Origin of the sequence: Microvirgula aerodenitrificans DSM 15089, from assembly GCF_000620105.1 — a bacterium.
GTDB lineage: Bacteria > Pseudomonadota > Gammaproteobacteria > Burkholderiales > Aquaspirillaceae > Microvirgula > Microvirgula aerodenitrificans.
Window position 1 is genome coordinate 126,719 of record NZ_JHVK01000001.1, and the last position, 13,386, is coordinate 140,104.

Annotated in this window: 5 protein-coding genes and 1 pseudogene; 1 reads left to right on the plus strand and 5 read right to left on the minus strand. The window is 65.4% G+C overall.

Annotation, left to right across the window (positions count from 1 at the left end; genetic code table 11):
• Nucleotides 1–4 precede the first annotated feature (4 nt).
• Complete coding sequence (gene tsaD, locus Q352_RS0100625; protein ID WP_028497657.1) at nucleotides 5–1,039, minus strand: tRNA (adenosine(37)-N6)-threonylcarbamoyltransferase complex transferase subunit TsaD; 1,035 nt, start codon at nucleotides 1,037–1,039, stop codon at nucleotides 5–7.
• A 164-nt stretch (nucleotides 1,040–1,203) separates the two neighbouring features.
• On the opposite strand from tsaD, the gene Q352_RS19310 reads away from it, so the two are divergent.
• Nucleotides 1,204–1,725, plus strand: a complete 522-nt coding sequence (locus tag Q352_RS19310) for a L,D-transpeptidase family protein (protein WP_051528581.1) — start codon at nucleotides 1,204–1,206, stop codon at nucleotides 1,723–1,725.
• A 5-nt stretch (nucleotides 1,726–1,730) separates the two neighbouring features.
• Here the strand turns inward: Q352_RS19310 and Q352_RS0100635 are convergent, their stop codons facing one another.
• The 4 genes and pseudogenes from Q352_RS0100635 to Q352_RS22100 form a co-directional block, all read right to left on the minus strand.
• Nucleotides 1,731–4,922, minus strand: a complete 3,192-nt coding sequence (locus Q352_RS0100635) for a toxin TcdB middle/C-terminal domain-containing protein (RefSeq protein ID WP_028497658.1) — start codon at nucleotides 4,920–4,922, stop codon at nucleotides 1,731–1,733.
• A 427-nt stretch (nucleotides 4,923–5,349) separates the two neighbouring features.
• Nucleotides 5,350–6,279, minus strand: a pseudogene (locus Q352_RS23835) (SpvB/TcaC N-terminal domain-containing protein); the annotation flags it as partial.
• Between the two features lie 74 nt (nucleotides 6,280–6,353).
• A complete protein-coding gene (locus Q352_RS19320) occupies nucleotides 6,354–9,149 on the minus strand; it encodes an RHS repeat-associated core domain-containing protein (protein ID WP_051528582.1) in 2,796 nt (931 codons plus the stop codon).
• Between the two features lie 53 nt (nucleotides 9,150–9,202).
• Nucleotides 9,203–13,369, minus strand: a complete 4,167-nt coding sequence (locus Q352_RS22100; protein ID WP_028497659.1) for a Tc toxin subunit A-related protein — start codon at nucleotides 13,367–13,369, stop codon at nucleotides 9,203–9,205.
• Nucleotides 13,370–13,386 lie beyond the last annotated feature (17 nt).

Sequence of the window (13,386 nt, forward strand, 5' to 3'; positions counted from 1 at the left end):
CGGTTCAGCCTCCGGTCAGTGCCGGCAGTGCCGACAGATCCCAGCGCGGCTTGACCGAATAGCTGCCTGCCGGGTGTGCGTGCGCGAGCCGGTGGCAGCCGGCCAGCGCGATCATCGCGCCATTGTCGGTACACAGCGACAGCGGCGGGTAGAACACCTCGAAACGGTGGCGGGCGGCAGCGCGGTCGAGCGCGGCGCGCAACTGGGTGTTGGCGCCGACGCCGCCGGCCACCACCAGCCGTTTCAGGCCGCTGCGCTTCAGCGCGCCGAGCGACTTGTGCAGCAGCACGTCGACAATGGCTTCCTGGAACGCGCGGCAGATGTCGGCGCGGGTCTGTTCGTCGATGCCGCCGGCTTCGCGTTCGATCTTGCGCACCAGCGTCAGCACCGCGGTTTTCAGTCCGGAAAAGCTCATGTCGAGATCGCCGGAGTGCAGCATCGGCCGGGGCAGGGTAAAGCGTAGCGGATCACCGGACTCGGCCAGCTTCGACAGCAGCGGGCCGCCGGGATACGGCAGACCAAGCAGTTTGGCGGTCTTGTCGAAGGCCTCGCCCGCTGCATCGTCCAGCGTTTCGCCGAGGGTCTGGTAGTCGCCGATGGCGCGGACCGCCATCAACTGGGTATGGCCGCCGGACACCAGCAGGGCAACGAACGGGAAGGCCGGTGCCGGGTCGGCCAGCATCGGCGACAGCAGGTGGCCTTCCAGATGATGGACCGCCACTACCGGGATGCCGAGGCCGAAGGCCAGTGCATTGGCGACCGATGCGCCGACCAGCAGCGCGCCGCCGAGGCCGGGGCCTTCGGTGTAGGCAATGGCGTCGACATCGGCCAGTGTCTTGCCGCCGGATTTCAGGCACTCCTGGGCCAGCGGGATCGCACGGCGGATGTGGTCGCGACTGGCCAGTTCCGGCACCACGCCGCCATATTCGGCATGCATGGCCATCTGGGTGTGCAGTGCATGGGCGATCAGACCGCGTTCGCTGTCGTACAGCGCAACGCCGGTCTCATCGCACGAGGATTCAAAGCCGAGAACGAGCATGGGGAGCGGGCCGGCGAAGGCCGGCAGTCTGCGTGATCAATCGGTCATTTTACCCCGTGCGGCAAGCGGACGCGCGCGAACCGTTCGTCAGCCGGGCGGGCGGGGCCCGGTTCGCGCCGGGGTAACATCATGCCGCTTCCCCCCGACTTCCCGGCCGACCCGACGTGACCCGCCTTCGCCTGCTGCTGTTCCTGATCGCGCTGCTGCCGCTGCTGGCCGGTGCGGCTACCCTGACATTGCGGGTCGACAAGCGTGCCCGCACCCTGGTGGTACTGGCTGACGGCCAGCCGATCCGCAGTTATCGGGTGTCGCTGGGCAGCCACCCGCTGGGCACCAAGCACGAGGCCGGCGACGGTCGCACCGCCGAGGGCCAGTACGATATCCGGGTCAAGAATCCGGCCAGCCGCTTTTATCGCTCACTGGGCATCAGCTATCCGGGGCCGGATGACGCCCTGCGCGGGCTGGAAGCCGGGCTGATTTCCGACAACGACTACCGCCGCATCATGGCCGCCCACGCCGCCGGCGAAGTCCCTCCGTGGGACACCCGGCTCGGCGGCGCGCTGTTCATCCATGGCGGCGGCGCCACCTTCGACTGGACCGATGGCTGCGTGGCGCTGGACGATGCCGACATGCGCGAGCTGTTCGACCTGATCGATCAGGGAACGCAGGTCGAGATCCGGCCGTGAAGCGGTCAGCGCGCCCCCTGTGCCGACAGCACCTCGCTCAAAGTATCGTTCTCGTCCTCGTCGACACTGAACCACGGGTAGTCGCTGTGCCGGCGCAGGTAACCCAGTGCGGTGACAACGCGGATTTCCCGTCCTAGCGCATCGTGGTAATGGGTATCGGCATAGCCCCAGTTGCGGATCGACGAGTCGTTCACGTACTGCGGCGCATTGATGAAATACGGCTGGTACTGGCGTATCGGCTGGCCCTTGTTGTCGTACTCGACCCGGCCGGACACCGTCCAGCGCGGTGCGGTACCGGTATCGGCCACCACCGGCATGCCGTTGTCGTCGAGCAGCACATTGCCGTCGGCATCGACCTGGTATGCGTCGCCGGGTTCTGCCTTCTGCTTGCTCTGCAGCGCACGGCCGAAGCCGTCGGACTGGGTCAGCGCGATGCGGATCTGCGCGGCGGTGCCCGCGCCCGGGTACTGGTCGGCCTGCAGGATCGCGCTCTGCACCGGGCTGCGCGGCGCATCGGTCAGCAGCGGGCGCAGTGATGACGGCAGGCCGGCGATATCGGTCGCGCCTCGCGCCCATGCATGGCCGCGGGAACGGATCCGGCCATCCGGCGCAATCAGGTGGGCGTGCAGCAGCGCCTGCCACCAGGCGGCGGCCTGTGCCGCTGATCCGTACGCGGCCAGCCCTGCCTGGCTGATGCTGCCCATCCAGCTGTCGGACTGGTACAGGCAGGCCGACGCGCAGCCCTGCACCGCACCGGCCGGATCGTCCAGTGCCGCGTCGATGCTGGCGAGGGCGGCCGCGCCGGCATCGTAGTCCGCGACCGGGTTGAAGCCGGTGCTGATCACCGCGTCGTTCTCGTCCAGTTCGCTGCCGTAGAAACTGGTCGCGCACACGCGTCCGAGTGCGTCGAACAGGACTTCCTGCTTGTTGCCGTTGGCATCGATCAACTGCCACGGGGCCAGAAAACGGTAGTCGCAGGCGGTCCGGGTCTGGTTGCCCAGCGCATCGGTACTGCTGACAACGACGCAGCTGTCGTCGTCATAGGCCAGCGTGCTGGCGCCGACCAGCAGGCTGCTTTGCTGCGTGCGCGGCAGATTGAACGGCAGCCAGGCGCCTTCGGCATCGACGTAGCCGTGATAGCCGTGGGCGATGACCCATACCGTGGCGGCCGATTCGTCCGCTCGCGGAAACAGCAGCGGCTGTTCCGCATAGCCGGCCGCCGCCAGTTCGGTCTTGAGGTCGAAGTCGGGCACATCGTCATACGCATGCAGCGCCTCGGCATCCAGCTCGGCGACTTCGATGTGGTGGACCAGCGCCAGCCAGGGCGGCGCGGACTGCGCATCCTGCTGTGCGGTGCCGGCCTGATTGAAATAGCAGACCAGGCTTTGCCCGGCATAGTCCCGGGGCTGGCTGTCGCCAAGCACGCCGTCGGGCTGGACCAGCGCCTCGTAATCGAGCCCGGTGCTGCTGTTGCCGACCGGGTAGCCGGCATAGCCGTCCGGATCGGTCACCACATTCCGGCGCTGCTGCCATGGCAGACCGAGCCGCCATGCCTGCGGGTCGGTCAGGTGATACACCCCGGTCAGGCTTTCCGTCAGCCGCAGCGATTGCTGGGCATCGTCATAGCTGCTGTCCCACAGCGTTGCCGGCAGCGTGGACGGGTACGGGTCGACCTCGCCCTGCGGCCGGCGCGCGTAGTTGATGGCGACCGCTGTCGTGGGCACGCCATACGCGTCGACCTGCAGTGTCACTTGCTGCTGCACCAGCGGATCGCTGGCGATCCGCTCGTAGTGCACGTCCAGCTGCTCCAGCAGCATAGGCAGCACGACCGCGTACGGCTGTGTGTCGCTGGCTGGCTGCAGCAGGCGGACCTGGTAGCGGGCGGTCTGCACATGGTACGGAACCCCGGCCTGTGCACTGCCATCCTGGCCGTAGACCTCCTGGCGCAGCAGCGATCCCTTCAGGGCTCGCGACAGCTGGAACAGGGTACTGGCATCCGGCGCCGGCAGCACGTCGTCGGCGCCGGTGCCGGTGTTCAGGCTGCTGAAGCGGGACGGGCCGAGAGCGAACAGCGCCGGATCGGCATACGGGGTGTCGGCCGGGTTGTCCTCGGCATCCTGCACACCGGTGTGATACCACGCCCTGGTCAGCGTCGGCGGCGAGTAGTCATCATCGCTGCCGGTCGGCACTGCGCACGCGTCGGTGTCCAGATGCTGGACGAAGCCAAAGCCGCGGAACTCCCGGCATGCGCCGTCATACACGCCCTGGCGGTAGTGGTATTGCTGGGTCAGCGTATTGCCGGTGATCTCGTCGGTGCTGACCATGCGCGACAGCAGCGGCATGGCGAACGGCAGTGAGCAAACGTGCTCCGGCGCCGCCTGTTTTTCATCCAGCCATTCCTGTGCCGAACCGCGATAGCTCCAGGTGGTGCCGGCGCCCATATTGTTGTTCATCGAGGTCAGCAGATACGGCTTGGCGGCGGCAAAATCGTAGCGCCAGTGCTGTGGTGTCATGTGCGGTACGCTGAGCACCAGGCTGGCGGTGCCATTGCCGCCGACATCGGCGAAAGCCAGGTGGCACAGGTCGTCGAAGCGGATGCCGGCCGGCAGCGGCAGGGTGTGTCCGTTGCTGTCGAAACCGTTGCCGGACTGATTGAGGAAAATCCGGATCTGGTCTGACTCGGCATAGATCAGGTCCGCGGCGCCGGAGCCATCCAGGTCGGCGAGAAACACCCGGGCGGGGTTGAACGAGGCGGCATCGAACGGCAGGTCGTCGGCCAGGGTCAGCATGGCGCCAAAATGGCCGCGCCCCAGATTGGGCCAGCATTCGATCCGGTCGTGGCGGATGCGTACCAGATGCTGCTGGCCGGAGCCGAGTATATCGCTGAAGGCGACCAGTGCGGCCGGGTCGTGGCCGATGGTCGGCAGGGTGGCGTCGGGGCAGTCGACCTGCTCGCCGGGGCCGAAACCGGCCTCGCGCCGGTTTGCATACAGCCGCACGCTGCGCGGACCGATCAGCGCCAGATCGGACAGCCCGGCACCGATCAGGTCGGCCAGTTGTGCTTCCGGGTGGTGGAACTCGGTCGGCAGCGCCGGAAACGGCACGAAGCCGGACCAGCTGTGATCCGGGTTCAGCGTGAAATAACCGCTCAGACCGGGGCTGGCCAGCAGCCAGTCCAGCCGGCCGTCGCCGGTCATGTCGAGCAGCAGTTGCCGCCCCCCCCGCTGCGGCTTTGGGCGCCTGCGGCAGGGCGGTGGCCTTGCCGTAGCTGATGCCGTCCGGGTCCGCGCTGATCACCCGCTGCGGCGCGCGGTACAGCCAGGCGCCGGCCTGCTGGTACAGCAGCCCGGGCAGGCCGTCGCCGTACAGGTCGACCAGCTGGTAATGCGGGCTTTCATCCAGACCCGGCAGGGCAGGGAACGGCTGGTAGCCGTCGGCCGGCCAGTCGGTGCTGAACGGTGCATAGCCGAGATCCAGAGGCGGCAGCGACAGCGGCGTGCCACGGCTGTCGTAGGCCCAGTGCCGGGCACCGACCAGCTGGCTGCACAACGGAGTTTCGTCATGGTCGAACAGCAGGCGACCAACCAGCACCGGTGCCGTGCCGAGTGCCGCGAACTGGTGAAACATCAGCACCTGGTGGCACAGCCGCAGCGTGCGCAGCTCGAAGCCGCATGCATAGTCGGAGAACGGGTCCTACCGCACCGGCCAGCTGTCAGGTGCTGTCCACGGCGGCGCGGTCATGCCATCGGTGCCGCGTTCGCCATAGTCGAACACCAGCGTGAACAGCCAGACGGGCGGATCGCCCTGGCCCCAGGCGTACAACGGCACACAGGGCACGGTATTGCCGTACTGGAACTGCAGCGGATAGCACTGCGCGGCATGGTCGCGCAGTGCCTCGGCGCCGCTCAGCGTCACGCCATCGGCATTCTCGTGCCGGTACTGGTAGCTGATGTGTTCGCCGGACGGCGTAACCGACTCTTCCAGCAGCCAGCGGGCAATGCGGCTGGCGTCGGCCGGGTCGGCGACGCGGGCCGCCACACTCTTGCCGGCGCAGTGCAACTGGCCGTCGCTGCCATGCACCAGCCAGAAATCATTGCCGTCGTCCTTGCCCTGCCAGCGTTCGATGCGATCGAATCCGCTTTCGATGCGTGGCAAGTAGCGGGTGACGGTATAGCTCTGGTCCAGTGTCAGGTCACCATAGGTCGAGACCATGACCGGATTGTCGTCTCCGGCCGCGATGACCAGCACCTCGCCGTCCGGGCCGAGAAACAGGTCATCGTCCTGGTAGCGCGGCACGCCGAGGCTGGTGCGGCGACGGATTTCCCACGGGCCGGCCAGCGACCAGCCGAGCCCGAACGGGCCGTTGCCGCTGCCGCTGCCATAAGCAAGCACGGCGGACGGGGCATGGCCGCGGCCGGCCGACACCGGCAGGGGGAGGGTCAGGCCGGCCTGGCCCGTCATGCCGACCTTGCCGAGTGCCTCGCCCATGCCCTGGATCGTGCCGCCGCCCTTCGGCAGTGACGAAGGGGTAATGACATCCAATTGCTGATTCATGATGCGTTCCTGATCAGGATGGCACTGGACCGGCAAGGGGCGGGCAGCACCGGCCCCTTGCCGGGACCGGGGGATCAAGCATGGCTGGACATTGTCGTCGCGCCATCCATGTGCAGGTAATACGTGGAGCTGTTGAAAGCCTGGACGGGCTTGTTGGCATGCAGTCGCTTCATTTGCGTGCCGAGGTCGGTCGCAATGCTCTGGGCAATTTCACTGCTTCTCCCCTTCTGCGTATGCAGAATATCGAATGCTTCGTGCATCGTTTCCGTTGCAGGGAATCCCAATGCCTCCATGATCTCGGCCACATGCCCAGGATCATCGATAATGAGCTTTTCGATGGCAGTCAGGGTATTGACCATCGTCTGTGCATACTCGATCTCGGCGGTATAGCGCACCGTGCCGGTATGGGTCTCGGTCGCGGCCCTGAGTGCCCCCAGATTGCCTGCCAGCTCCCGTGCTTTCAAGGTGGCGCGGCTGGCTGGCGCCGGGCTGGCGAGAGGGCGCTCGGGCAGCAGCGGCGCCGCTTCAGCAGACATCCCGCTCGCCACGAACGCGTCGCCTGCCTCCGGCGACGGGCTGTCCAGCGGGACGTCTTCCAGCAGGTAGCCGTCGATGTATTCCTCGTTACCCGTTTCCGTACCGGAAGCCGGTCCGCGATCGAAGTGACTCAACTCGAGAATGCCTGGATGATCAGGGAGGGGCTCGTCCAGCCACCCGCGTTCCGGCGGTCGCAGCACGAGGAGTGCCGGCAGCAGCATGAACATCCACGGCACACCACTGTCCGGTACGCTGTAGCTGAAACTGTGATGGCCATCCGGGTCGAAATAGGTGGCCGGATTGTTCCTGGTCATTTCATAGACATTCAGCCCGTCCGAATAGCCGGCCGGGTCCGGATTGACCCAGCGCGCCATCCACGGGATGTAATAACGGAAGCCGTAGTAGTACAGGCCGGTGACATCCCGTTCCTTGCCGGCGTAGCGCTGGAATTTGTACTTCGCCTCGGTGGTGTTTTTCGTCGACCAGACCGCCGTGCCGCCGAAGGGATAGTATTCCTCCAGGGTCAGGATATCGGCATTGGCATCGAGCTCGATCAGGTTCGACCGCGTCTGGTTGTTGACGCTGTAGCGATACTGGTCGTTGGCGATATCGGTCGGTGCGCCGGCTTCCCAGTGCAGGATGCGGATATCCTGGTCGCTGCTGCCGTGGATCGACAGCGTGTGCAATTCCTCATTCAGCGTACTGCCGTAATAGGTGCGCCGCAGCGTCAGGCCCGGCAGGTAAAGGGTCTGGATCGTATTGACGCTGCCACTGTCGGTGCTCTGCAGCGTCTTGCTTTCCTTGCAGACCCGCTGTCCCTGCCCATCGTAGAAATAGCTTTCGGTATCGTTCGGATTGCCATCGCTGCGGGTGACGGTGGTGACCTGCGCCAGCTGGTTGTAGCGGTTCCAGGCCAGCGTGGCGCCGGTGCTCAGCGTGGCCGGGTTGCCCTGTGCGTCGAACAGCGCATCGACGGCGCCCGGGTCGATGCCGGTGGCGGTCTGCAGTACGCTGCGGTTGCTGCGGGCGGACACGACGAAATCCTGGGTGAACGACACCGCCCCCTCATGCTTGATCTGCTGCAGGTTCCCGCCCTTGTCATAGCGGTAGGTGCGTCCGTACGGACTCATCTGCGTCGGGTCGATGACGATCGGCGTGATCGGATCGGGCGGCATGGGGCCCTGCCGGGTCCTGGCATTTTCCCGGGCCGACGTGGCGCACAGCTGGTAGCACGCATCGTAGGTAAAGGTGGACTCACCCAGCATGCCGGCGTTGTCGTTGTCGCTGTCGTTCAGCGCATAGTTGTAGGTGGCAATGATGTTGCCGACCGGGTCATAGTCGTAGTACAGATCCTGCAGCATCGGGTCGCGCCCTTCCTGCTCCGGGCGCAGGGTCTGGCTGGCAATCAGTCGTCGGGTGGCCGGATCGTAGCTGTGCTCGTTGGTCACATTGTTGCCGAGCCGGTCGAAAATGCGCAGGCCGTTGGCGTCGTAGCGGATGTCGCTGATCACCGTGACCGCATCCTTGCCTTTCTGGGTGATGGCAATGGAGACCAGCTGGCCGGCGACGTTGTACGTGCGGTCATGCCGGTTGCCGACCGCATCGAGCAGCGACAGCGGATTGTCCAGCGCATCGTAGGCATGAGTGCTGGTATAGGCGTTTGTTTCCAGCAGGGCCGCCCAGGCTGCATCGTCGGCCCCCTGCCAGTCGGTTCCCTGGCTGCGGTCCTTGACCAGCTGGCGGGTCTCGCCAAGCGGTTTGCCGCCGGGCGTGTAGCCGGAAATGCTTCGCCGGCCGGCCGTGTCGTAATGGCGGACGCAACGGCCGAGCAGGTTGCCGGCCCGGGCGGCCGTCTGGTCGGACTCCCCCTCGCCATAGCACCAGCGTTCCCGTACCCGTTCGGTCCCGGTGGCGTCGTTCTGGTAGGCGGCAGTCGGTCGGCCCAGCGTGTCGTAGTCGAAGCGGCTCTGCCTGGTGGCGTCGTCGTCGAGAAACTGCAGGAACGGATTGCCTGCGACATCCCATACCAGGGTGCGCTTGCCGGCGTCGACACTGTCGCTGCGCAGGCAGCGGCCGGTCAGGTCGTTCAACTGGCTGACGTTTGGCTGGACGGTGCTGTCCTGCTGCTGCAGGTCGAACAGGCGCGGATCGATGCTGGAGACCAGAAAACCGTTTATCGAATAAGTGTTGCGGGTGATCCGGATCTCCAGCGGATCGTCGGGCAGTATCCGGTTGGACTGAACCTGTCGTGCCACGTTGCCGCAGACGTCGAAGACGGTGATGTCCGGGGTATTGGCGCACACCCGGCCGATTTCGTCGTAGCTGTCTATCATTGCTGCACCTCATTATGCAGGTGCCGCCCGGCGGGCCGGGCGGCGGGGCCGGGTCAGTGACGGGTGGCCCGGGACGCGGTTTTTGTCGCCTTGCCGCTGGCGGCCGGTGCCGTCTGCGCGGCAATGACCGCCTTGGCGAAGGCCGGGCCGCCGTCCCTGGCGGTGTATCGCAACTGGACAATGATGTCGGTCAGCGAGCCGAGGAGGGACGCCTGATCGGTGCCGCTGGCGTGCGGGAAAGTCAGCCGCCAGCCCGAGACGGCGCCGGTACCCTCGAATGGCAGGTAGCGCTGGTCGTACATGTCGAGCACGAACTGGCCGGCATCGTTGAGTCCGGTGGACAGCACGATCTGCTGGCTTGGCCGCAGATTGGTGATGACATTGGCCGGGGATGCGCCGCTGCCGTCCGGATCCAGCAGGTAGTTGACGCCTGCGATATCCGCCGTCAGCAGTACCGAACTGCTGGACTGTGCCAGCGTGGCACGCACATCCTGGTAGGGCCCGACCGTGGCCGGCAGGGTCAGGCTGACCGATTTCAGCTGGCGCAGATAATGGCCCGGGTAGTCGCTGTCCAGCAGCGCTTCATTGATGGAGAAATCGATATAGCTGGTGTCCGTGCCGTCGGTGGGCGTGACGATGCTGCCTTTCCAGTCACTGCCGAGCAGTGTGCTCAGCGCTACCGTCTTGACGATCTCCAGCCTGCGCTCGTTGCGCTGCAGATAGGCGTTTTCCATCTGTTGCAGGTTGAACGTCAGCGTGTCGCCGGCAGTCAGGCCCTTGTGGCTGTCATCCCAGGCATTGGGGTTGACGAAGGTGGTCTTGTAATCCCCCATTTCGTACTGCCAGCTCGCCTGGGTGCCGAGGCACAGTGCCTGGACTGCCTGGTAGGCGCTGCTGTACAGCGCGGACATCTGGCCGACCAGCCATTGGTACAGGGAGCCGCTGCTGTCCCGGGTCTGCAGGAAATTTTTCATGTCCAGAATCTGCTGCTGCTGGGCATTGGCCTGATCCAGTGAAGTCTGGGCCGCGGTGACCAGAACATTCTGCACGGTGACCTGGAGGTGGAGCGTATCGATCTCGTCTTGTGCCTGATCGGCCTGGAATTGCCACTCCTTGTTGCGACGATCGTAGGCTTCCGACTCGGCGATGATCGCGGCAGAGCCGTTGAGACTGATGGCCAGGGTCTGGAGAATGGTTCCGGTGGCCAGCAGGGGCGCCTGCTTCATGGCGCCCCCCCAGGCGGTGCCCCTGATATTGGGCATCATTGCCAGGGCGGCACCGGCGGCAAGGAACGGAATGGAGGACGTCCCCAGTATCAGCCCGGTACCCTGCAGCCCCATCGCGGCCGTTTCCTGGGTGGAGTTGCCGTTGCTGGCCAACTGCTGGAAGTGCGTCTGGCGGTCGGTTGCGCTGCTCAGGTTGGCATTCAGCACATCCAGGGTGTCGTTGGCCGCCTGCAGCGACAGCTGCTGCAGGCTGACGGTAAAGGCAGACAGGGCCAGCAGTTGTTCCTGCTGCATTTCTTCCTGGCTGGCACGGTCCTTCCGTTCCTGATACGACAGCAGCAGATCGCCGAAGCGGTTCAGCGTGGCGACGGCGCGGTAGGCGCTGGGCAGCAGTGCCTGGAAGCGATAGGCCGGAATGGTTGGCGCTGCCGCGTAGCCGAGCACCTGCAGCGGCGTGGCGCCGGCGCCACGCGCGGCCATCAGCCGGGCCGGGTCGGCCGGTGTCGCGTACAGTGGCACCGACATCGGCTGCCCGGTCAGGCTCAGGTTGTGGCGCAGGTTGTACAGGCGGCTGTCCAGCGTCGACCAGTAACCGAGCAACTGCGAGTTCAGCGGCGGCCGCGAGGGCAGGTCCAGCGCGCCCAGCAGCGGGTGGGGGGCCGGTGTGGCCTGCGGCACCGGCGTCGGCCCGGCCTGAGTGCGCTCGAAGTCCCGCAGCGCCGGATTGCCTGCGGAGACGGCGCTGCCCAGCGTGACCGGCGCCCAGTCGTTCTCCAGTTCCCCGCCCGGGAATGGCCCCAGCAGATCGAGCGCCTGGCGGTAGATCAGCTTGGCCATGCTCAGGCTGTCCGGGGTCTGCGTGCGGTAGAACGCATCCCCGGCCGCAATCAGGTTGCGGACATACAACTGGAACAGCGTCTTCTGGTAGTGGACCGGATTCGAGTAGGCGATGGCATCCGGATCGGTCGGACCCGCTGCCTCATAGGATGCATTGCCGGCCTCGACCAGCGGGCGCGAGTTCCAGTAGGGCGGCGGCGAGCTGCCGTCGGAACGTCGCGCCGACGGGTCGAACAGATAATGTATCCACAGCGCCGCTTTTGCATACTGCTGTTCCTGGTTCAGCCGGTAGGCAACCAGGTGCGGGGCATGAAAGAACAGTTCCCAGAAATACAGGCCGTTCGCGCCGTTGAAATCGATGGGGGCCGGTGCATCCGTGCTGAGCAGCGGCGGTTCGGTCAGGTTCTGCGTGTCCCAGCTCAGCACACTGGCAACCGAGGCGCTGGCGCGGGCAATCAGGTCCTTGCCGATCTGGGTGTTCAGGCGGATGCGCAGCGTATTGACGCCGGTGTCGTCGCTGCCGGTGAAATCCAGATACTGGGCATTGTTGCCGGCATTCGTTTTCAGTATCGGAATGTTGCTGGTATCGGGATAACTCTCGGCCGTGGTGATCTTGAAATTGACGGCGGCGTCGTCTGCCATCTCCTCGCTGGAGGTGCTGGCGGTATACGACAGCTGAACCGTGGTGGTGGCGCCGGCACTGTAGGCGACGGTGCAGCTGCCCTGGCCGGTACTGGCGCTGCCGCTGTCATTCAGCGCAACGCTTGCACTGCAGATGGTCACCGAGCCGTCCGCGCTGGTCAGTTGCAGCGTGCCCTTGCCGGTGGCCGCGCTGGTGTAGCTGTCCGTGCCTTCGAGGACGTAAGTGATCTGCGAGCCATCGGCACTCAGTGTGCTGCTGATGATGTTCAGCGCCATGTCTGCCTGATGCGTCGACGAACCGCTTGCCCCTGTTGCTGTGGTGGTGGTGGCGGTTTGTTTACTGAATGTGCTCTGCAGCGTGCTGTCCGAACTGTACAGCGTCATGTGCAGGTACTGGCCGAAGCTGTCGTAGTCGCTGCTCGGCACGGCCGGTTCGCCGAGTGGCGTGAACAGCAGGTCGCAGGGCGCATTCAGATAGGTGACCTTGCTGGCGTCAGCCGTCTGCGTCGCGACCAGCGAAATGTAGATGATGTCTTCGTCGTTGTAGTACGTGTAGTCGGGCGTGGTTCCGGCCTTGTACTTGTCCGGTCGCTGGTCGATGACGGCAATCAGCTCGTAATCGTAGGCACTGGCATCGGTCGTGCCGTCCGGGCTGCTCCAGCTGCGCAGCGTGTGCGGCACGCTCCAGTTGCCGTCGAAACCGCGATAGGCACAGCACAGCTTGTATTCCGAATACTCGGTGGTATCCGTCTCCGGCCCGGTCTGCGGCAATTCACCGCGTTGCAGCCAGACCAGATGCAGCCGGCCGCCGAACACGAACGGGCGGATGATTTCGATATCGGCCGATTGCGCCAGCTCGATAGCGTTCCACTCGGTCCAGGCGGTCGGATTGAGCGCGCCACTGCTGTCGCGTGCCGACATGTCCAGTGAACGCCAGTAGAACTGGTTCGGCACGATGTTGCTCTGGCCGGTCAGGTAGTAGACCGCATTGCCCGAATCCGGCGATTCGGCGTAGCCGTTCAGTACCTTCAGGTTGCTGATGGTTTCGAAGCCGGTCAGGTAGGCGAGAAAGCTCTGCTGGATCGACGTGTCGTTCAGGGCGTGGGCGGCCAGCTGGTTTTCCAGCAACCCGAACAGTCCGGTCTTCCGCTCGCGCAGTGTCGGGTCGATATAGTTTTCCGGGTAGTCCTGCAATTCCTGGTCACCGGCCCAGATCGAGTACTGGCTGCCGCTCTGCGCCCAGTCGGCGACATCGTCGGCCGGCAGCGACGCGCGGCCGGGCTCCATGTTCAGCATCACGGCGTTGATGTATTGCTGGACGCTGGCAATGGCCTGAGCGACCCGGCTGGTCGTGACGTCGGTCGCCACCCGGGGGTCGATCAGCAGGTATTCATACAGATCGGCTTCGGTCTTGACCGCCGACAGCGCCGGCGTATTGGGTACGAGCTGCCCAAGGTAGTACGAGACATATGCGTCGCGCAGCGACTCGTCCAGTTGTGCATGGAGATTTCTCATGATTCACCTCTGCGGTG

Bases quoted from the DNA above. Each gene is read 5' to 3' on its own strand.
- tsaD (WP_028497657.1), bottom strand. From the start codon at position 1,039: ATGCTCGTTCTCGGCTTTGAATCCTCGTGCGATGAGACCGGCGTTGCG.
- Q352_RS0100635 (WP_028497658.1), bottom strand. From the start codon at position 4,922: ATGACCGGCGACGGCCGGCTGGACTGGCTGCTGGCCAGCCCCGGTCTG.
- Q352_RS22100 (WP_028497659.1), bottom strand. From the start codon at position 13,369: ATGAGAAATCTCCATGCACAACTGGACGAGTCGCTGCGCGACGCATAT.
- Q352_RS19320 (WP_051528582.1), bottom strand. From the start codon at position 9,149: ATGATAGACAGCTACGACGAAATCGGCCGGGTGTGCGCCAATACCCCG.